Annotated in this window: 17 protein-coding genes; 7 read left to right on the top strand and 10 right to left on the bottom strand. The window is 74.0% G+C overall.

Going from position 1 to position 20,783, the window contains the following annotated elements; all coding sequences use genetic code 11:
* Positions 1-121: 121 nt before the first annotated feature.
* Positions 122-508, bottom strand: coding sequence for a DUF1048 domain-containing protein (locus IE106_RS09655; RefSeq protein ID WP_189532260.1), 387 nt, complete (start codon positions 506-508; stop codon positions 122-124).
* 2 nt (positions 509-510) lie between these two features.
* Positions 511-840 carry a PadR family transcriptional regulator gene (locus tag IE106_RS09650; RefSeq protein WP_189531954.1) on the bottom strand — a complete coding sequence of 110 codons (330 nt, stop codon included), beginning with the start codon at positions 838-840 and terminating at the stop codon, positions 511-513.
* A 337-nt stretch (positions 841-1,177) separates the two neighbouring features.
* On the opposite strand from IE106_RS09650, the gene IE106_RS09645 reads away from it, so the two are divergent.
* From IE106_RS09645 to IE106_RS09635, 3 genes are read left to right on the top strand one after another with little or no spacing between them, the layout of a single operon-like run.
* On the top strand, positions 1,178-1,675 hold the full coding sequence (locus IE106_RS09645; protein WP_189531952.1) for an SRPBCC domain-containing protein: 498 nt from the start codon (positions 1,178-1,180) through the stop codon (positions 1,673-1,675).
* Positions 1,672-2,034 (top strand): ArsR/SmtB family transcription factor, encoded by a 363-nt coding sequence (locus IE106_RS09640; RefSeq protein WP_189531949.1) that lies wholly within the window; start codon positions 1,672-1,674, stop codon positions 2,032-2,034. The genes IE106_RS09645 and IE106_RS09640 overlap by 4 nt, the downstream gene beginning before the upstream one ends.
* A complete protein-coding gene (locus tag IE106_RS09635; protein ID WP_189531947.1) occupies positions 2,027-2,503 on the top strand; it encodes a DUF899 family protein in 477 nt (158 codons plus the stop codon). The genes IE106_RS09640 and IE106_RS09635 overlap by 8 nt, the downstream gene beginning before the upstream one ends.
* Positions 2,504-2,583: 80 nt before the next feature.
* Here the strand turns inward: IE106_RS09635 and lanL are convergent, their stop codons facing one another.
* The 6 genes from lanL to IE106_RS09605 all read right to left on the bottom strand — a co-directional run bounded on the left by lanL (position 2,584) and on the right by IE106_RS09605 (position 12,183).
* Complete coding sequence (lanL, locus tag IE106_RS09630; RefSeq protein ID WP_189531945.1) at positions 2,584-5,127, bottom strand: class IV lanthionine synthetase LanL; 2,544 nt, start codon at positions 5,125-5,127, stop codon at positions 2,584-2,586.
* Positions 5,128-5,129: 2 nt separating this feature from the next.
* Positions 5,130-5,312 carry an SflA family class IV lanthipeptide gene (locus IE106_RS09625; RefSeq protein ID WP_189531944.1) on the bottom strand — a complete coding sequence of 61 codons (183 nt, stop codon included), beginning with the start codon at positions 5,310-5,312 and terminating at the stop codon, positions 5,130-5,132.
* Between the two features lie 376 nt (positions 5,313-5,688).
* The gene (locus tag IE106_RS30240; protein WP_229840251.1) at positions 5,689-5,784 is read right to left on the bottom strand and encodes a hypothetical protein; all 96 of its coding nucleotides are present in this window, start codon (positions 5,782-5,784) and stop codon (positions 5,689-5,691) included.
* 563 nt (positions 5,785-6,347) lie between these two features.
* Complete coding sequence (locus IE106_RS09615) at positions 6,348-8,330, bottom strand: APC family permease (RefSeq protein ID WP_189531942.1); 1,983 nt, start codon at positions 8,328-8,330, stop codon at positions 6,348-6,350.
* A gap of 925 nt (positions 8,331-9,255) precedes the next feature.
* Complete coding sequence (locus IE106_RS09610) at positions 9,256-10,656, bottom strand: glycosyltransferase family protein (protein WP_189531939.1); 1,401 nt, start codon at positions 10,654-10,656, stop codon at positions 9,256-9,258.
* 411 nt (positions 10,657-11,067) lie between these two features.
* Positions 11,068-12,183, bottom strand: coding sequence for an AI-2E family transporter (locus IE106_RS09605; RefSeq protein ID WP_189531938.1), 1,116 nt, complete (start codon positions 12,181-12,183; stop codon positions 11,068-11,070).
* A gap of 538 nt (positions 12,184-12,721) precedes the next feature.
* Between IE106_RS09605 and IE106_RS09600 the strand changes: the two genes are divergently transcribed.
* Complete coding sequence (locus IE106_RS09600) at positions 12,722-15,103, top strand: beta-L-arabinofuranosidase domain-containing protein (protein WP_189531936.1); 2,382 nt, start codon at positions 12,722-12,724, stop codon at positions 15,101-15,103.
* Positions 15,104-15,314: 211 nt separating this feature from the next.
* Here the strand turns inward: IE106_RS09600 and IE106_RS09595 are convergent, their stop codons facing one another.
* Together IE106_RS09595 and IE106_RS09590 are read right to left on the bottom strand one after the other, a co-directional pair.
* Positions 15,315-16,400: an XRE family transcriptional regulator gene (locus tag IE106_RS09595; protein WP_229840209.1), complete on the bottom strand. Its 1,086-nt coding sequence runs from the start codon at positions 16,398-16,400 to the stop codon at positions 15,315-15,317.
* 142 nt (positions 16,401-16,542) lie between these two features.
* Positions 16,543-17,754, bottom strand: a complete 1,212-nt coding sequence (locus IE106_RS09590; protein ID WP_189531934.1) for a S1 family peptidase — start codon at positions 17,752-17,754, stop codon at positions 16,543-16,545.
* 454 nt (positions 17,755-18,208) lie between these two features.
* Between IE106_RS09590 and IE106_RS09585 the strand changes: the two genes are divergently transcribed.
* The 3 genes from IE106_RS09585 (at position 18,209) to IE106_RS09575 (ending at position 20,777) form a co-directional block, all read left to right on the top strand.
* On the top strand, positions 18,209-18,871 hold the full coding sequence (locus IE106_RS09585; RefSeq protein ID WP_189531933.1) for a DedA family protein: 663 nt from the start codon (positions 18,209-18,211) through the stop codon (positions 18,869-18,871).
* Positions 18,872-18,933: 62 nt separating this feature from the next.
* Positions 18,934-20,142: a sensor histidine kinase gene (locus IE106_RS09580; RefSeq protein WP_189531931.1), complete on the top strand. Its 1,209-nt coding sequence runs from the start codon at positions 18,934-18,936 to the stop codon at positions 20,140-20,142.
* Positions 20,142-20,777, top strand: a complete 636-nt coding sequence (locus IE106_RS09575) for a response regulator (RefSeq protein ID WP_229840246.1) — start codon at positions 20,142-20,144, stop codon at positions 20,775-20,777. Before IE106_RS09580 ends, IE106_RS09575 begins: the two co-directional genes overlap by 1 nt.
* Positions 20,778-20,783 lie beyond the last annotated feature (6 nt).

Genomic DNA, 20,783 nt, shown 5'->3' with positions numbered 1-20,783 from the left:
AGCCGCCCACGGCAACCACCGCCCCGTGTGCGGTCGTTGGCGTGCGACGGGGGCCGGCCGGGCGCGGCCCGGTGGCCGGGTGGCGCCGGCAGGGGCTCGGACGCGTCGCGCCGGGCTTCCGTCAGGGGGTTCCCTCCGCACCGGTCTTCCCGCCGGTCGCGGACGCGATGTCGTCGGTCAGCCGCTTGCGCGCGCGGGCGGGGACGTAGCCGCCGTCCGAGTAGTTCCGGGCGAACTCCTCGACGAACTCCGCCGGGTCCTCGCCGACGATCTCGCGGATCGGCGTCCCGTCCGCCGCGGCCTGCTCGAAGAGGTCGGCGAGGTCTTCGAACATCGACGCGTTGGCGTCGCCGTCGGTGGGGACGAAGTGCATCAGGTACCGCTCGATCGCCTTGACCGCGGCCCGGTGGTCCTCGGGGAGTTCCGCGACGCGCGCCTTGTACGCCCTCCAGCGCTTCTTGGGCCCGATCACCTTCGCGAGGAAACCGCTCTTCTCGGCGTTGGACATGGTCACGCGTCTCCTTCGCGTAGTTGTTCGAGGCGTTGCGCGAGGAAGTCCCAGGTCTCCCAGAACTCCTCGAGGTACTTGCGGCCCTCGGCATTGAGGGAGTGCACCTTGCGCGGCGGCCCCTTCTCCGAGGGGACCTTCTCCACGTCGACGAGACCGCGCTTCTCCATCCGGAGCAGCAGCGCGTAGATGGTCCCTTCGGCGAGGTCGGAGAACCCCTGTTCCCGCAACCGCGCGGTGATCTCATAGCCGTAGGCGGGCCGGCCGGACAGGGACGCGAGGATGACGCCTTCCAGCGTCCCCTTGAGCATCTCGGTGAGCAGCTTGGCCACGGAGCACCTCCTTTCCGCAGTAGCTAGCGACGTTGAGTACTGGTACACCGTAACGCTGACTACCGGTACTTAGCAAGAAGGAGTAGCGGAGGCGCCCGATCCGCATTGCCCGCGGCAGCCCGTACCGCGGCACCGGCGCACGGCCCGGCACCGGGTCGTCACGACCCGACCGCAACCCGGCCCGGGCAGAGCGCTCCACCGCGGCGCCCGCCCCGCCGTGGCCGCGGCCGCCCGGTGAGGGCGCCCGAGCGGAGCCGTACACATCGCAACCCTCTGGTTGCACATCGGGGGCGGGTGTGCAACCGTTGAGTTGCATCGACTCGCGAAGGAGGAAGTCATGACCGACATCACCCACACCGAAGCGGAACTGGCCGAGCTCGACCGGATCGCGCGGCGGATCGACATCGACGCCCCGGCCGAACGGGTATGGGAGCTGGTCACACGGCCCGGCTGGTACATCAACGACGGCGTGGTCGAGGCCGAGCCGGACCTGCGCTACGAGGGCGACGTGGCCGTGGTGCGCCACGCGTCGCTGGGCGAGTTCCGGTTCCGGACGGTGGAGCTGGACAAGCCGCGCTACGCGGCGTTCCGCTGGATCGGAACCCCGTTCCGGGACGAGGCGTCGCCCTCGACCCTGATCGAGTTCTGGATCGACGAGCGGGACGGCGGCGGGGTGACCCTGCGCGTGGTGGAGAGCGGGTTCTCCGGCCTCGCCGACGACCCGGCGGCGTGGCTGAAGGAACGCGAGGGCAACGACAAGGGCTGGCTCACCGAGCTGGCGGCCGCGAAGGCGTTCGTCGAGGAGCACGCGGCGGACCCGACGAGGCGCCCGTGACCGCCCCGGCCCTTCCCGTCATGTGTGCCGCGCTCGGCGACGCGACGCGCTGGGAGATACTCACCCGGCTCGGCGAGGAACCCATGTCGGCGTCCGCGCTGGCCAGGGTCCTGCCGGTGAGCCGGCAGGCGATCGGCAAGCACCTGGAGGTGCTGCGTGCGGTCGGACTGGTCGAGTCCGAGCAGCGCGGGCGCGAGGTCGTCCACCTCGCCGTCGGCGCCCGGCTCGGCGTGCTGGCCCGCGAGCTCGACCGGATCGGCCGTTCGTGGGAGACCCGTCTGCTGCGGATCAAGGAACTGGCGGAGCGCCCCGACTCCGGGGCGGCCGGCGAAGGGACGGGAGGACGGAGTCATGACTGATCGGGAGAGCCGGACCGCCGGCCGCGCGCCGGCGTCGCCGGCGGTGGCCGACCGGGCCGCCTTCCAGGCGGAGCCGGACCGGCTGCGGGAGCGGGAGAAGGCGCACACCCGGGAGGGCGACGCGATCGCCGCGGCCCGGCGGCGCCTGCCCATGGCCGAGGTGGCCGCCGACCTCGTCCTGACCGGGCCCGACGGGCCGGTCACGCTGCTCGAGGCGTTCGAAGGGCGCCGGCAGCTCGTCGCCTGCTGGACGACCCTGCGCGGCGTGGAGGCCATGGACTACGGCTACGCGCTCATGGACCTCACCGTGTACGGACGTCAGGAGCTGTGGGAGGACTCGCCCTCCGGCCGGCCCCGCGTCCAGGGCACGCCCGCCGACCACGTACGCCTGCGGAGCGACGGGCGCCCCATCCCCCAGTGGTCACGGCTCGCGGCCGGCCGCTCCGGCGACCTCGCACCGAGGAGCTGACACCGAAGCGGCCGCGCGGGGCGGGGCGGCCGCGACGGCGACGGCTATGGCGGTGGCGGTGGCGGTGGCGGTGGCGGTGGTCAGGCGACGAGGCCGAGCCGTGGGCCGCCCCGGGCGCGCAGGCGCCTGAAGAAGGCCAGCACGCCCGCGGATCCGCCCGCCCAGGTGGCGCTCGGCCGGGCGAGACCGGCGTCCGGGAACACGGGCCGGGACCAGGTGCCGCCGCTGCGGCTCAGGATGAGCAGGGCGACGGTATCGGCCGCGTCCCGGAACTCCTCCGACCCGGACGCCTCCGCGACGTCCACCATCAGCTCGCCCACCCCGGCCAGTCCGCAGCACCGCGTGACCAGCGGCATCCGCGGCGCCAGCGCGGCGCAGGCGCGCGCGGCCCGCTGGGCGAGGTCGAGGTACCCGGGCTCGTCGAGGCGTTCGGCGGCGCGGACGAGTACGGTCCCGATGCCGGCCAGGCCCCGGCACCACGAGCCGTAGCGGCGTGTCGCCCCCGGCGCGGCGGCCGCCGCGATGATGTCCGGGGTGACGGCGGCCAGGCACGCGGCGGCCTTCTCGGAGCGGCTGATCGCGTCCGGGTCCCCGGTCACGCCGCCGTGTTCGAGCAGGAAGCAGGCGACGCCCGCCTCGCCGTGCGCGACACCCTCGCGGAGTGCGGCGCCGCCGGCCGTGTCCGAACCGGCCGGGTACAGCCGGGCGGTTCCCGACGCCAGCATCCGGTCGCAGTCGGCGGCGACGGCGAGGTGCCGGTCCGCGGCGTGCCGGTGACCGGACCGGAGGGCGTGCCGGGCGAGCAGCAGCCGGCCGAGGCCGATCCCGGCGGCGCCCGCGATCAGGTCCGCCTCCGGCGGTCCGCCGTCCGGCGCGCGGTCCGGCAGGGCGGGACCCCCGGACCACGCGTCCGTGTCCGCGTCCGTCCCCGCTCCCGCCTCCGCGAGGAAGAGCGCGACGCCGGTGCGCCCCGTGTAGAAGCCGGGCGGCAGGTTCCTGGACTGTTCCGCCGTCCACCGCGCCAGCGCGGTGACGGCCGCGCGCACGTCGGGCCGGTGCGCGTGGTGGAGGAGTTCCAGCCCGAGTCCCGAACTGCCGCCGTAGACGTCGATCGGGGTGGGGACGTTCAGCCGCGCGGCCCGTACCGGGTCCGTGATCGCGTGCGCCTCGCCGACGCAGAACGCGGTCGTGTGCTCGATGACCTCGTCCAGCAGGTCGCCGTCGATCCGGGGGCGCGCGGGCCGGCGCGCGGTTCCGGCCGTGCCGGCGCGCAGGCGGTCGGCGGCGGCGGTCCGTACGGCCGGGTCGAAGCTCAGGAGGCCGGTGATCGACGCCCGGATCCCCCGGTGGGCGCGCCCGGGCAGCGCCCACTCCAGGCAGGCCAGGGTCCGGTCCCGGTTCACCGCGTGATCGGGGTCGACGATCACCGGGTCCATGCCGGTGGCCGCGAAGAAGAGGGTCGCGCCGAGGGCGTAGTGGTCGTCGGCGGGGGCGGCCGGGCCGGTCGCGCGCAGGACCGGTTCGCTGTATCCGGGGGTCGCCCCTCCCGGCCCGGCGCCGTCCCGCTCGCTGATCCCGAAGTCGACCACGTGGCAGTGGCCGGGGCCGGAGTCGTCGAGTACGACGTTGTCGGGCTTGAGGTCGCGGACGACCACGTTCCGGCCGTGGATCGCGTCGAGGACGCGCAGGAGGCGGGAGGCGAGGACGGGCAGGGCGCGTGCCGGCCGGGGGTCGTCGTCCCGGTAGGGGCCGTTCCGCAGGACCTCCCTGCGCAGGTTCCGGTCGCCGCAGCTGTCCATCACCAGGTACTCGTCCGACCGGTGGGCGAAGTAGTCCAGTACGCGGGGCACGCCGGGCACGCCGTCGAGCGCGGTGAGGACCGCGTGTTCGTTGCGCAGCCGGTGGCGGGCGTCGGTACCGGATTCGTCCTCGCCCACGAAGGCCCTCGCCTGTTTGACCACGACCGGCCGCCCGAGGGCGCGGTCGACCGCGCGGTAGACGTTGCCCCGGGGGGAGCGCGCGATGCCGGCGGTGACCGTGTAGCGCCCGCCGCCGAAGCCGGGCGCGGACGGCTCGCCGGCGGGTCCGGAGCCGCTCGCGAAGGGGTCCTCGGCCCAGGGTGGGCACCGGTAGCGGCCGACGGCCAGGCCGTCGAAGAGCCGGCCGTCCGGCCCGGTCATGACGGATTCGAGCCGCCCGCTCCGGCCGGTCCGGTAGTCGCCGGTGAAGGGGCCGTAGCGGTAGTAGACCGGGGCCCTCGGGTCGACCCGCCGGTCGCTGACGACCCGCGGGCCCTCCCGGTCGCGCAGTACGGCGGCGAGTTCCCGGGCGACCTCGACCACGGTGCCGGCCAGGGGGTATACGGTGATCGCCTTGCCGACGGCCCCGGCGCTCACCGCCCCGGAGTTGAGGCGGCGCAGCACGTCCGGGTCGCGGGCGAACTTCGCGTGGCAGACGTGCCGGGACAGCACCGGCAGGACGAGCCGGGTCACGGCGTCGAGGTCGCCGGGGCGCGCCGAGACGTGCAGTTTCCAGCCGTGTTCCATCGCCGGCATCCGCGGATCGTTCAGGTACGACCAGGTGTCGTCGGACCAACCGCTGCGGCCGGCGAGGGAAACGGCCACCGCTACGAGTTCAGGTCACAGGCGAAGCGGGTGGTGGCGGTCACCCAGGGGTCGGCGAGGCACGCCGTGTGCTCGCGGTCGGCGCGGTCGTCGTCCTCGAACACGATCGCCTCGTCGTCGATCTCCAGTGGACCCGCGTCGCGGAATCCGTCGGTTTCCAGCAGGTCCGGCACGGCTACGGGCATGGGACGCCTCCACGGTCTGTCGTGCGCTGAGGAGCGGACAAGGCCGGCGCGGGCCGGTGGACCCGCTGGGCCGGGGACTCGCTGCACAAAAGGTAGGGAGGGGCGAACGCGCTGACAAGGGGTCAGGTGACACCGCTCCGGGATCCGCTCCGGGATCCGGGCGGGTGGCGGCCGCGGATCGCCCCGGTACGTCCCCCCGGCCGGCCCCGGCCGGGCGGGCGCGTCGGGCGGGCGCGTCGGGCGCGTCGGGCGGTGTCGGCGTACGTCTGGACGTGCTCGACCCGTACGGGTGACGTGCTCGGTCGATGATGCGCTGACCACGGGTTCTCGTCGGTCCGCGGTGGACGGTCGACAGCGTCGGACGGCCGGGCACTCCTCATGCCACCTTGATGACGACCTTGCCCGAGGTGTGACCGTTCTCGACGGTGGCGAGGGCGGCCGAGGCATCGGAGAGCGGGTGGACCGCGGTGATGACCGGTGCGAGGGTCCGTCGAGGGCCAGCCGGGCCGACCGCTCCAGGTTCTCGCGGTCGACGCGACGCTCGACGAAACGCCCACCGAGATCGGACACGGACATGTCACCCACAGCGATGACGTCGCGGGGGTCCCGGGCCAGCGGAGCGACCGTCCGCAGCGAGGTGCCTCCGGCCAGGTCGACGAGCACGTCGAAGCCGTCCGGAACCAGCTCGCGTGCCGCGGCGGCGACGTCCTCGGCGGTGTAGTCGACGAACCGCACCCCGATGGCCTCGGCGTGCTCGCGTTTGGCGGTACTCCCGGTGCCGATCACACGCAGCCCGCGCCCGACGGCCCCCACCGAGCACGTTCGTCCGTGCACGCCTGAGCACTTCTCCCGGTACGCCGGCGGGCGGGGCGCCGGCGGCGCACGGCGAGCCCTTCCGGCCCGCCCACGGAGCGGGCGGGCCGGGGCTCGTCGGCGACGCGGCGGGCCGGACGCGGCCGTTCCGGGCGGGCCGGGGGTGGCGTGCCGTTCCGGCTGGACCGGGCTCGGCGTGTCGTCCCGGGTGGGCCGGCGCCGTCAGCCGCCGACGTGGATCCCGGGGCGCCGGTCGGGGTCGGGTTCGTTGCTGCGGATGATCTCGCGGGTGACGGGGGCGGTGTCGCCGCGACCGAGGAGGAAGTAGCGGAACATGTGCTTCAGGGGGCTGCCCTCGGCCCAGGCGAAGTAGCAGTGCGGCCGTACCCCGGTGGCGTCGCGCAGGGCCAGGAGGATGGCGGCGATGGCGTTGGGCGCGGCCGGGGCCTCGGCGCGCAGCACGCGGTGGCCGTCGACGTCGACGCCGTGGACGGTGAGGGTGTCGCTGAAGTCGGAGGGGTCGACCACGTCGATCTCCAGGAAGATCACGTCGGCGGGGCCGGGCACCGGGTTGGTCCCGCGCTGTTCGCGTTCCTTGGCGCTGTACTCGGCCGCGTCGCCCGCCTGGCGGCGGTTGGCGATGATGTCGAGGGAGTCGTTGTGGGCGAGGGAGTCGGTGAGGAACCGGCGGGCGGGGGCGTCGAAGACGATGCGGTCGGCGCGCAGTTCGGTGGTGCGCGAGACCCGGGAGACCAGCGACACGGCGATGATGCCGGCGATGAAGAACCCGGAGATGGTGATCCCGTCCGGCTTGTCGACGATGTTCGCCAGCAGTGCGTACAGCAGGACCGCGGCGAGCAGGGCGAAGCCGGCGGTGGCCGCGCGCCGCCGGCGGCGGGCCATGGAGACGGTGACGGCGAAGGCGCCGGAGACCATCATGGCCAGGATGCCGGTGGCGTAGGCGCCGGCCTGGGCGTCGACGTCGGCCTCGAAGGCGAGGGTGATGAGGATGCACAGGGCGGTGTAGACGATCACGACGGGCCGGACCGCGCGTCCCCATTCGGGGGCCATGCCGTAGGCGGGCAGGTAGCGGGGGACGATGTTGATCAGTCCCGCCATGGCGGAGGCCCCGGCGAACCAGAGGATGAGGATGGTGCTGATGTCGTAGACGGTCCCGAAGGCCTCGCCGACGTGCTCGTGGGCCAGCCAGGCCAGGGCCCGGCCGTTGGCCGCGCCGCCGGGCCGGAACTCGCGCTCGGGGATCAGGACGGTGGTCACGAAGCTCGCGGACAGCAGGTAGACGCTCATGACGAGCGCGGCGGTGGTCAGGAGCTTGCGCGCGTTGCGGATCCGGGCCCGCAGCCGCTGCGCCGCGTCGGCGCCGTCGGCGGCCACCAGGGGCATCATGCTGACGCCGGTCTCGAAGCCGGACAGGCCCAGTACCAGCAGGGGGAAGGCGACCAGGGCGGGCGTCACCAGGTCGCCGAAGCCCGCTCCGCCCCCGAGGAGGGCGTCCGTCCACGCCGACAGGGCGCCGGGGGTGGTGAACACGTGGGCCACGCCGACGGCGATGACGACGGCGTTGAGCGCCAGGAAGATCCCCACCAGGGGGATGGCGACACTGACCGCCTCGCTGAACCCGAGGAGGAACACCCCGCCGAGCACCAGGAGGAGGACCACGGTGAGGGCGACCTCGTGCCCGTGCAGCGCGGCGGGGAAGAACGGGTTCTCCACCACGTGCACGGAGGCGTCCGCCGTGGACAGGGTGATCGTGATGATCCACGACGTGGCCACGAAGCCGAGCAGGACCAGGACGAACAACTTGCCCCACCAGAAGGGCAGCAGGTCCTCCAGCATCGCCACCGACCCCGCCCCGTGCGGGCTCTCCCGGGCGACCCTCCGGTACATGGGCAGCATCCCCAGCAGGGTCAGCGCCACGATCAGCAGCGTGGCCAGCGGCGAGACCGCCCCGGCCGCGAGCGCCGCGATCGCCGGCACGTAGGCCAGGCTGGAGAAGTAGTCCACACCGGTCAGGCACATCACCTTCCACCACGCGTGGGGCTCCGCGTGCCCTTCGCCCGCCGCCGGCCCCACCGGCTGCACCTGGTGGCGCAGCATCCACCGCGCCACTCTGCCCGTCGGCTCGGCCCGCAGGGCGGGACTGGCCACCACTTCCGGCACGACCGTCCTGTCGCCGTCCGCCATTTCCCGATCGACCTTCTTCCCGTTCAGCATGCCGGGCGTCGCGCCGCGCGCGCCCGCAAAATATGACGAGCACCGATTATGCGTTGCGCTTTTCCCGGAATTCCACCGGGTGGGGATATTCCTCTGCCGAGCGGCTCCCGAACGCCGCCCCATACCGCCGTCCACACCGGCCGGGCCCCGTACCGCCTTGCACGTCAGGGCGGCGAGCGGGTGGACATACCGGACGAATGACGGATGTCGCCAGGGGTTTTCCTCGTACGGACGCGCAGGGTGCGACTTCCGTCGCCGTGGGCGACGGCCGTTAAAGATGCATCAAAAACCCGTTATGAACGCATCAAGGAATGCGCGCCGGACGCTCCGTTTGCGAGTCTGCCGGACCGCGAATCGATAACGTACGATCCGGCGTCCGTGTAAAGCGGTTGCGCCCGAAGAAGGGGCAGGCCGGCGATACGTGCGCCGCTTTTCTTTTCCCTCCGCGCCGGAGGGAGGCGCGGCGAGGCCTCCCGCACCGCGAGCAGCCGTACCCGCCACGCCGTCCCGGCCACCGCTCCACTCGTCCTCGCGGCCGCCGCCTGCTCCTCCCCGCCCGCCCCCGTGCCCGCGCCTTCTCCGGCACCCGCCCGGTCCGGCACCCTCGATCCGCCCGCCCCCACCGCCCCGGCCCCGGCTTCATGACGCGGGCGCGACGGCGGCGGGCTGTCGTCCCACCCGGGCGAGGAGGCCGCCGTCAGCCGGGGGCACCGGACGGCGCGGCACACCGTCGCGGATGAGGCCGAAGGGGGGCACGCTGCCCCATGGGGGGTTCGTGCGGTGGTACACGGCCACGAGCGGCACCGGTCGCGCAGGCCACGGGCCGGGCGCCCCACCGGGCCCTCCGCGCTTCCGCGAGAGGGAGGCCCGGCCGTTTCGGATCGGCACCCACCGGTCAACGGGCCGGCGCACGCCGTTCGTACACCGTCACCCTCCGGCCCCGGACCTGCTCGTCGGCCACGGCCCTGAAGTACTCCTCCAGCACGGAGGTCTTCGTCTTGTCCCGCTCGGCCGTCACCGGTCTCGCCACCTGCGCCGCATCCGTCACCAGCAGTATCCGCTGCTGGGACAGCATCGCGGTACGTATGCGAGCCGGGTCCGCCTCCAGGCCCTTCAGCGTCCCGGACCTCTCCGGGCTCTCCGCCAGGGCGATGTCCCGCAGGTCGGCGAAGGCGTCCGGTGAGACGGACTTGGTGTCCCGGCGTGCGGAGGGGATGAAGAGCACCGCGTTCCCGGGCTCCTTCAGCCGCCGGACGTCCGATGCCACCGCGAGGACGTCGTCCACCCTGCTTGCCGGAGAGCGCTTCGCCAGGGACTGCGGCAGGAGCGCCACCATCGCGACGGCGACCGCCGCGGGGAGCATCCACCTGGACGCCCTCGGGAACCGGGGCCTGGCCGCCCGTACCACCGAGCCGAGGATCGCGCCGATCAGCAGTGCCAGACCCAGCAGGCTGAAGAGGACGTACCGCTCCAGGAACAGCGGCTGGACCAAGGACAGGCCGATGAGGCCGACCTGCGGCACCACCAGCAGCGGCAACCCGACGGCTGCGATCGGGAGGCGGCCCGTCCGGGGCCGGTCCAGCAGGGCGCCGACGCCGCCGATCGCCAGCAGGACCGCCGGGCCGATCATCATGTGCCAGGTGAGCGGCGGAATCCACGAAACCTGCGCCGACTGGCTTCGACTGAAGAGGACCAGGGGCAGGACACATGCCGCAGCGGCCGCGGAGGCTGCGGCCCAGCGCGCCCGGACCCCGCGCCCGGCCCGGACCCAGAGCAGCGTCACCGCGTGCGCCGGGAGGATCATGAGGGAGAGCCAGTTCAGGAACCCCATCAGCACGACGGTGCCGCCGTAGGCGACCCAGTACGACGCCCGGACACGCCGCTGGAGCGCGGACACGACGAGCAGGGTGGAGATCCCGGCCCCGGCTGCGACCAGCGCGTACGGACGGCCCTCCTGGAGGTGGAACTGCACGGCCGGGAGCAGCCCGAACGCCGCCCCTCCCCCCAAGCCCGCCCACCTGCCGGCCAGTCGGTGCCCGATGACCGCGACGCAGGCGGCCGCCACCCCCATGGCCAGCACCGAGGGCAGCCGCAGGGCCGTGGTGCTGGGCCCGAAGCATTCGAACAGCACGTGCATCAGCAGGTAGTAGAACCCGTGCACGACGTCGACGTTCTCCAGCATGTGGCAGATCTCGGCCGTGGAGCGTTGCGCTACCTGCCACGTCGCGGCCTCGTCCCGCCACACGCTGTCCTGCCGCGAGAGCCCCCACAGGCCGAGGGCGAAAGTCCACACCATCGGAACCAGCCAGACGAGAGTGCCGCGACGCAGGGGGGCGGGTCCAGGGGCTACGGGCGTCCCGCCGGATCTCGCACGGCGAGGGGATAAGCGTAACGGGCGGTGAATCGACATGAGGGAGGCTCCGGAGAGGCTGTCGCGCGCGGTGGGTGTCAGCAGTGGCGCGCTGATCACGGACCCCCCGTACGGTAGCGCCCCCGCATGCACTCAAGGCGAGGGCGGGTCCCGCCCCGACCTGCGCGAAACATCCGCCCGTACGCCGCGGTTCCCTTTCCGCTCCCTGACGTCGCCCCGTCCTCCCGGCGGACGGCGGCCGGCCCGGCCACGGAGGCCGACCGGAGACCCGTCGGGCCCACCCGCCGGGGACGCGGCGGCTGTTCGGCCCGCCGGGCGTCCGCGCGGCGCCGCGCGCTACGACGGAACGGCCGCCGGAGGGTGCGGCTCGTCGGTCTCCGGTTCCCGCGCCGGCTCGCCGAGCTGCTCGCGCAGGTAGTTCCAGACCACCCCGATCAGCGCGGCCGCCGGTACCGCGAGCAGGCTGCCCACGATGCCGGCCAGGCTGCCGCCCAGCGTGACCGCCAGGAGGACCACCGCCGCGTGGAGGCCGAGTCCGCGGCTCTGGATCATGGGCTGGAACACGTTGCCCTCGAGCTGCTGCACCACGACGATGATGACCAGCACGATCAGCGCGTCCGTCAGGCCGTTCGAGACCAGGGCGATGAGCACCGCGACCAGACCGGCGAAGAGGGCGCCCACGATCGGCACGAACGCGGACACGAAGGTCAGCACCGCGAGCGGGAGGACCAGCGGGACGTCGAGGAACCACAGGCCGATGCCGATGAGGACGGCGTCGAGCAGGCCGACGAACGCCTGGGAGCGGACGAACGCGCCGAGGGTCTCCCAACTGCGCGCGGCCACGACCGGGACGTCCGTGGCCAGCCGCCCGGGGAGCTGACGGGCCAGCCAGGGCAGGAACCTCGGGCCGTCCTTGAGGAAGAAGAACATCAGGAAGAGGGCCAGGACGGCGGTCACCACACCGTTGACCACGGTGCTCACCCCCGTGACCACTGCCGTGAGCATGCTGCCGATGCTGTCCTGGAGGCGGGCGACGGCCGTGTCGAAGGCGCCGGTGATCTGGTCGTCGCCGATGTTCAGCGGCGGCCCGGCGGCCCACTCGCGCACCCTCTGGATGCCTTGGACCACGCCGTCGGCCAACTCGCCGGACTGCGACGCCACCGGGACCGCGATCAGCGCCGCGATGCCCGCGGCCACGGCCAGGAACAGCACGGTGACCACCGACGCGGCCAGGGCCGCCGGCCAGCCGTGCCGGCGCAGGAAGCGGGCCAGGGGCCAGGTCAGCGTGGTGAGGAACAAGCCCACTATGAGAGGCCAGACGACCGACCACATCCGTCCCAGAAGCCACAGGGCCGCCGAGGCCGCCACGAGGACCAGCAGCAACTCGGCGGAGACGCGTGCCGAGGTGCGCAGCGCGGCGGCGGTTTTCGTGGAACTCAACGAAGCAGGCATGGGAGCACCTTATGGGCAGCCCCCTCGCGGCCCACCACCGCTGCCGGTCAGGCGACTTCCGGTGGTCGGCGACCGCGTCGCGGGCCCCGCCCGCCCGTCGGCGCCGGCGGATCCGGGGGCGGGGTCCGGCGCGGGGCGGCCGGCGTCGCGGTCACGCCGCGGGGGCGGGGCGGGCCGCCGGGGCACGCCGGGAAGGCGCCCTCGCCGGACGTCCCGGCGGCGGAGGTGGTCACGGTGTCCGCGTGCCGCTCGAGGGGGCCGGCGGCGTTGACGCCCCAGGGCGAGGCCACTAGGGTTCCGGCGACATCACGAACACCGTTCGAAATAACGAACATTGTGACGCCTCGCCACCGCCGTTCCGGGCCGCTCCGGTGCCGGCGTCCGGCGGCTCCCCCTCCGCCCGCCGACGGTGGACGGGGCGGCGGCACCACGGTCACGCGGGGGCGCCGCCCCCGCGTCCGCCCCGCCCCTCGGAAGCGCGCCCGCACGAAAGCACCGCCACAAAGCAAGTGCTCTCCTCTCGTGGAAAGGACGCACGATGTCTTCCTCCGTCAGCAGACGGCGCCTCCTGCGGATCGCCGGGGCCACCGCCGCCGCCACCGCCGCCGGACCGCTCGCCCCCGCCTCCGCCGGACCGCTCGCCGGTGGCTCCCCCGCCCGGGCGGCCGTTCCCCCCGTCCGGCCCGACTTCGGGGTCCGCGCCCATCCCTTCGCGCTCGGCCAGGTCCGGCTGACCGCGAGCCGGTGGCTGGACAACCAGAACCGTACGCGCGCCTACCTGCGGTTCGTCGACGTCGACCGGCTGCTGTACAACTTCCGCGCCAACCACCGCCTGTCCACCCGCGGCGCGGCCGCCAACGGCGGCTGGGACGCGCCGGCCTTCCCCTTCCGCACCCACGTCCAGGGGCACTTCCTCACGGCGTGGGCGCAGCTGTACGCCGTGATCGGGGACACCGTCTGCCGGGACAAGGCGACTTACATGGTGGCGGAACTGGCCCGGTGCCAGGCCAACAACGGCGCCGCCGGGTTCAGCCCCGGGTACCTCTCCGGCTACCCCGAGTCCGACTTCACCGCCCTCGAACAGCGGACCCTGACCAACGGCAACGTGCCGTACTACACCATCCACAAGACCCTCGCCGGCCTGCTGGACGTGTGGCGCCACCTCGGCAGCACGCAGGCCCGCGACGTACTGCTGGCGCTGGCGGGGTGGGTCGACCGGCGCACCGGCCGGCTGAGCGCCCAGCAGACGCAGACGATGCTGGGAACCGAGTTCGGCGGCATGAACGCCGTGCTGACCGACCTGTACCAGCAGACCGGTGACGCGCGGTGGCTCGCCGTCGCCCGGCGGTTCGACCACGCCGCGGTGTTCGACCCGCTGGCGGCCGGCCAGGACCGGCTCGACGGGCTGCACGCCAACACCCAGGTGCCGAAGTGGATCGGGGCCGCCCGGGAGTACAAGGCCACCGGCACCGCCCGCTACCGGGACATCGCGGCCAACGCCTGGGACATCTGCGTCGGCGCGCACACCTACGCCATCGGCGGCAACAGCCGGGCAGAGCACTTCCGCGCCCCGCACGCCATCGCCGGCCACCTGACGCAGGACACGTGCGAGAGCTGCAACACCTTCAACATGCTCGCCCTCACCCGGGAGCTGTTCACCCTGGAACCGGACCGGGCCGCGCTGTTCGACTACTACGAGCGGGCGTGGCTGAACCACATGATCGGCCAGCAGAACCCGGCGGACGCCCACGGCCACGTCACCTACTTCACCCCGCTCAACCCCGGAGGCCGGCGCGGTGTGGGCCCGGCGTGGGGCGGCGGCACCTGGAGCACCGACTACGACTCCTTCTGGTGCTGCCAGGGCACGGGCCTGGAGATGCACACCCGGCTGATGGACTCCGTCTACTTCCACCGCGACAGCACGCTGATCGTGAACCTCTTCGTGCCGTCGGTGCTCACCTGGACGCAGCGCGGGATCACGGTCACCCAGACCACGTCGTTCCCGGCCGGCGACACCACGACCCTGCGCGTCACCGGCGACGTCGGCGGGACCTGGACGATGCGCGTCCGCATCCCGGGCTGGACCGCCGGGGCCACCGTCAGCGTCAACGGGGCCGTCCAGGACGTCGCCACCACCCCCGGCTCGTACGCCTCCCTGTCCCGCTCCTGGACCTCCGGCGACACGGTCACCGTCCGCCTGCCCATGCGGATCGCCTTGCGCCCGACCGGCGACGACCCGGACGTCGCCGCGATCACCTACGGCCCGGTGGTCCTGTCCGGCGACTACGGCGACACCCCGCTCCGCTCCCTGCCGTACCTGGACGCCTCCTCGATCAGACGGACCGGCGGCGCGCTCGCCTTCACCGCCACCGCCGACGGCTCCCCCGTCGCCCTGGGCCCCTTCCACGACGCGCACGGCCACAACTACACCGTCTACTGGAGGACCGGCGGCGCCGCCCCCGTCCGCCTCGTCAACGCGGGCAGCGGCCTGGTCCTGGGCATCCAGGACATGTCCACGGCCGACGGGGGCCGCGCCCTGCAGTGGCACGACTCCGGCACCGCCGACCACGACTGGGAGATGATCGACGACGGGGACGCGGTCCGCTTCCGCAACGTCCACAGCGGCAAGGTGCTCGGCGTCCGGGACATGTCCACGGCCGACGGCGCGGCCGTCCTGCAGTGGTCGGACAACGGCACCGCCGACCACCGGTGGATCCTGCTCGACCGGGGGGACGGGACCCACGGGATCCGCAACGCGCACAGCGGCAGGCTGCTCGCCGTCGAGAACGGCTCCACCGCCGTCGGCGCGTTCGTGGTCCAGGGCCCGGACGACGGCACCGCCGACAACCGGTGGCGCATCGTGCAGGCCCGCCCGGCCGCCCCCGCCGAGTCCTCCGAGCCCTCCGTTCACCGGCCCTGACACCCCGCCGGTTCCTCGTCCGGCACGTCGCCCCCCGACGGCCGGGGCCTCGGCAGCCAGGGGGTGCCGTCCACCTCCCCCGCCGCGATCCACGGCCCCCGGGTCCCCGACGCCGTCCTCTGGACCCGCTCGCGGACGGCCGCGCCCCGACCGGTGGCGGGGGCGGGGCCGTCCGCGCGCCGCACGCGCCGGGCGGCCGGCGCGTGGCGCCTCAGTCCGCGTCGCCGGGGCGGGGCGGCCAGGCCCAGGACACGCCGTGCACGCCGGGGGTGCACTTGCCGGGATAGAGGTGGGCCGTGCGCGAGGCGTCGACCACGAGGCGGGCGACCTGCTCCCGCGGGGCGTCGGTCCGGCGCCGGTAGTACCTGTGGCAGCTCGCGGGCATCGCGGCCGGCGCGAAGGAGACGTGCAGCAGGTACTCGCGCAGGTTCGTCCGGGTGCGGCGCTCGTAGAACGCGCTGGGGAGGGGCCCGGAGGGGAAGTCGATGTCGTAGCGGACCACGGCGGTCTCCCCGCGGCTCAGCCGCCGGCCCAGCAGGATGTCGGCGACGACGCAGCGCAGGGGTTCGTCCACGCGCACCGCGCCGAGGGTGCCGCACCCGACGGTGAAGTCGACGTCCGGCGACACGCCCTCGTCGACCTGGTGCACGAGGGTCAGCCGGTCGGGTCCGTCGCGGATCGCCCGGAGCACCTGGGTGACGGACAGGTGGCGGACGCAGCGGTCCTCGCCCAGGAAGACCGACTCGTGGACGGAGAGCGGGGCGATGTCCCGGTTGAAGTCCGCGAACGCGTCGCCGAGGGCCCGTTCCACCTCCGATCCGGGGGCGAAGACGCGGCGCGAGGCGGTGACGTCCTGCTCCTGGGCGCACGCCCGGCCCCGCGGCCGGTGGGGTTGCAGGAGTCCCACGAGGTGGTCGTGCGGCACGGCCAGGATCTCCTCCAACGTCCGCACCGCCCGCAGGGACTGCGGGCGCTCCGGCAGGCTGCGGCCGCGCTGCCAGTGGCTGAGCGTGGCGGGGCTGATCCGTACGCCGTGCGCGGCCAGCCGGTCGCACACGCGTTGCAGGGGGAGGCCCCGCAGGCGGAGTGCCTGCCGGAGCGCTTCGGCGAAGGTGGCCGGGGGGTGCGCGGCGGGCTCGGGCGCGGCGCGCCCCCCGGCGGGGGCCGGAGCCGTCCGTCGCGGCTCCTCCGGGGTGGGGTGCGGCCCCGCCTGCGGGGCGGCGGGCTCGGTGTGCGGCCGTGGGGCGGCCGCGTGCGGCGGGGTTCCCGGAGGATCGACGGCGAAGGGGTGCGGCATGGGGCCTTCACGAGCGAGGGGGGCTTCACGAGCTGGGGGGCTTCACGAGCTGGGGGGCTTCACGAGCGGGGAAAGGGGGTGGGGGGATGAGGTGGGGGGATTGTACGGGGCGGCCCGCCCGTGGGTGGGCCGCCCCGGGGGCTCAGTTGGTGTTCAGCGTGAGCCCGTAGTACCGCAGGGCGTCGTCGAGCGGCTGGAAGTAGGACGAGCCCGCCCCGTACACGCCGCTGCACTGCTGGCCGGTCGGGCCGCCGGAGGTCATCCCCTGGCCCTGGTTCCCGGAGATGTAGGCGCCGCCGCTGTCGCCGCCCTCCGTGCAGACCGAGGAGGTGCCGAGGCCGGTCACGAGGGTCTGCACGCGGGTGCGGGGGTTGGTGTAGGTGACGGAGACGTTGTAGGACTCGACGGCTCCGCAGGTCCAGCCCGTGGTCGCGCCGGACTTGCAGACCGTGGCGCCCCGCGCGGCCCGCTGGCTGCCCTTGACGGCGATCGGGCTGCCGTTGCCCCAGGTGCCGACCGCCGTGGCGATCGCGTCGCCGGCGTCCACCCGCGCGGTGCCCATGTCGACGCTGTTGTAGCCCTCGCGGTAGCGGGAGTACTCGCCGACGGCGAACCGGTCGTTGTCGAAGTAGAGTCCCGGACCGCCCGCCACGCAGTGGCCGGCGGAGACGAGGTGCTGGCGGCCCTGGCCGTCGCGTGCGCCGAAGCCGACCGAGCACCAGCTGCCCGGATCGTTGTTGATGTTCATCCGGCTGCCGGGGTACACGGTGGTCTGGGCTTCGAGGACGTCCTCGTCCTCCACGACCCGGACGGCGCCGCCGTGGCGCGCGGCCGCCGCGAGGAACGCGCGGGCCGCGGCCGTGGTCCGGTCCGCGACCGTGACGGTGACGGTGTCGGTCTCGACGTCCACCTTCCAGGAGGTCACGCCCTTGGGGACCTGCCGGGCCGCCTGCGCGTCGAGGGCGGCCTTGACCCGGTCGAGCGCGGCCTCGCCGCGCGCCGGTATGCGGGCCCGGAGGCCGGCCTCCCGCACCGCGTCGGCGGCCCGCCCGTCCGCGACGTTCACCACGAGGCAGCACGCGTCGTCGAAGAACGCGCCGTCCGTGCGGACCCCGTCGCGCTCCAGGCGGTCGAGGACCCTCTGCTGGTCGGCCTGGCTGTCGAGTCTCCGGGTCGCCGCCGCGTCGCTGACGCCGAGCGACTGCGCCAGCGCGTGCACCATCTCCGGCTGGTAGTGGCCGGCGGGCGGGGCGGGTACGGGAGCGGTGGCCGCGTGGGCCCCCTGCGTCCCGGTGGCGGCCAGCGCCGTGATCGCCAGCACGGCGGTGAGCAGTCGGTTGCGCGTGAGGGACATCGTTGTTCCTTTGCGGAAGGGGACGATGGGCTTGACGAATGCATGACAAGTACGTCCGTCGGGGCGGCGGCTGCCCGGCACGCGAGGTGCCGTTCCGCGCCCTCGGGCCCGGCGACGCGTGGTGGGGAAGCGCCGCGGGCATGACTGTGCCCCCTCGGCGCGGTGGCGGACAAGCCTCGGAAGTTGGCCGGTTTTTAACAGAGTTCCCGCTCTCTGTAATTCCGCCGGACACCCCGCCCGGCCGCGCCGCCACCCCGCTCCCGGCGGCCCGCGGATGACGTGATCCGATCGCCCGTACCGGCCCGGGCGGTGCGGTTTTCCGCAGGGCGGGTACTGCGGAGAACATCACCGGGCCTGACGGCCTTCCTCATACCGTCGTTGACCAGCGATTTCTAACGTGGAGGGACAACAGGTCGCCCACCCGGGCGACCGACCCGCCAGTTTGGAGACTTCCGTGCACCTCACGTCCTCGGCTTCACCCCAGGCACCCACGGGCGGTGTCGCCGGCTGGGCCACCGATCTCGTCGACACCCTGGGCGGTCCCGGAGCCGGGCTGGCCATCGCGCTGGAGAACCTGTTCCCGCCCCTGCCCAGCGAGGTGATCCTCCCGCTGACCGGGTTCGCCGCCGCGCAGGGGGTGCTCAGCCTGGTCTCGGCGCTGTTCTGGACCACGCTCGGATCGACCGTGGGGGCCGTGGCCCTCTACGGGATCGGCAGGGCCTTCGGCCGCGACCGCATGCACGCCATCTGGGCGAAGCTGCCGCTGGTGAAGTCCTCCGACCTGGAGCGCACCGAGGCGTGGTTCGCGCGGCACGGCACCAAGGCGGTCTTCCTCGGCCGCATGGTGCCGATCTTCCGCAGCCTCATCTCCGTCCCCGCCGGAGTGGAGCGCATGCCCCTGCCGCTCTTCCTGGTGCTGACCACGCTCGGCAGCCTGATCTGGAACTCCGTTCTGGTGATGGCCGGTTACTGGCTGGGGGACCAGTGGACGACCGTGGAGAAGTACGTCGGGGTCCTCTCCAAGGTCGTCCTCGCCCTGGTGGTCGTCGCCCTGGCGGTGTACGTGGTCCAGCGGCTGCGCGGCCGGAACCGGGCCCAGCACCGCCGCGGTTCGTGACCCGCCCGCGCGGCACGGCCGATCTTGCTCCGGGCGTGCGGCCCGCACTAGGCTCGGCGCCCGTGCAAGGGGACTTCGCGGGCACCACCCACCACCCCGCGGCCCCGGCTGCCCCGGTCCGCCCCGCGGACGTCCGCCGCGCCCCCTCCCGGCCGCGCAGGGTCCTCGGTGCGCTCCTCGGCTGCGCCACGGCCCTGCTGCACCTCCTGTACCTCCTGCTCGCCGGCTCCGCCCTCGGGGCCTTCCTGCTCTGGCCGTTCACCCGGTCCGCCGCCCTCGGCCTCCTCATGGCGGGAGCCCGCCGGCTGACCGCCCTGGAACGGGTCCGCCGGACCGCCTTCTTCGGGGACCGCTTCCCCGAGCACTACGCGGCGTCCGACCGGAAGGTCCTGCGCTACCTCGCGGCCCGCACGTACGCGGGGCTCCTCTGCGGTGTCGTGACCGGACTGCTGGGGTTCGGCGCCGTCCTGGTGGGGCTGCTGCTGAGGGGGGCGGTCCAGGGCACGCTCCACTGGGACGAACTGCTGACGCAGGCGTTGCTCGGCGGGGTGCTGCTCTTCCTCGACCTGCAGGGGCTCCACTCGCTCGCCGCCCTGGACGCGCGGATCGCCCGCGAGTTCCTCGGCCCCTCCGAGTCCGAGCTGCTGCGCCGACGCGTCGACGAACTGGCCGCGAGCCGGGCCGCGGTCGTGCACGCGGTGGACGCGGAACGCCGCCGCATCGAGCGGGACCTCCACGACGGGGTGCAGCAGCGCCTAGTGGCGCTCGCCATGCTGCTCGGCAGGGCGCGCAGGCAGCGCGACCCCGAGCGGGCGGACGCCCTGCTCCGGCAGGCGCACCAGGAGTCCCGGGACGTCCTCACCGAACTGCGCGAGGTGGCCTGGCGGGTCTACCCCTCGGTACTGGACAGCCTGGGGCTGGAGGAGGCGCTGGGCGGGGTGGCCGGGCGGTGCGCCCTCCCCCTCCGCACGGAGTACGAGGTGGGCGGGCCGCTTCCGCGGCCCGTGGAGACCGCCGCGTACTTCGTGGTGTCGGAGGCCGTGACCAACGCGGCCAAGCACTCCGGCGCCACGGCCGTCTCCGTCCGGGTGGCGCTCCGCGACGGGGTCCTGGTGGTACGGGTCGAGGACGACGGCGGGGGCGGCGCGGACCCGGCGGGCAGCGGCCTGAGCGGGCTGCGCGGCCGGGTGGCCGCGCTCGACGGATCCCTGCGCATCGACAGCCCCCCGGGGGGACCCACCACCGTGACCGCGGAGTTGCCGTGCACGTGATGATCGCCGAGGACTCGACCCTGCTGCGGGAGGGCCTGGTCCGGCTGCTCGCCGAGGAGGGGCACGAGGTCCTGGCCGCGGTGGGCGACGCGGAGGCGCTGCTGGAGGCGATGGCGGCGCGGCGGCCGGACGTCGTCGTCCTGGACGTCCGGATGCCGCCCACCCACACCGACGAGGGGCTGCGCGCGGCGGTGGAGATCCGTGAGCGGTGGCCGCGGGTCGGCGTCCTGGTGCTGTCCCAGCACGTCGAGCGCCACTACGCGGCCCGGCTGCTGGCCTCCACCGCGGAGGGGGTGGGCTACCTCCTCAAGGACCGCGTCGCCCAGGTCGAGGAGTTCCTCGACGCCATGGAACGCGTCCACGCGGGCGGCGCCGCCATCGACCCCGAGGTGGTGCGGCACCTGGTCCTGCGCACCACGCACGGCGACCCGCTGGCCCGCCTCACGCCCCGCGAGCGCAGCGTCCTCGAGGCCCTGGCGCAGGGGCACACCAACGCGGCCATCGCCGAGAAGCTGCACATCTCGGTGAGCGCGGTGGAGAAGAACCTCAACACCGTCTTCGACAAGCTCGACCTGTCCCGGGCCACCGGCTACAGCCGCCGCGTCCTGGCGGTCCTCAGGTACCTGGAGTCGTAGGCGGCC

The sequence above is a fragment of the Streptomyces roseolilacinus genome (genome assembly GCF_014649335.1).
GTDB classification, from domain to species: domain Bacteria; phylum Actinomycetota; class Actinomycetes; order Streptomycetales; family Streptomycetaceae; genus Streptomyces; species Streptomyces roseolilacinus.
The sequence above is the reverse complement of the archived record's forward strand: the minus strand, read 5'-3'. Positions and strand labels throughout refer to the sequence as shown.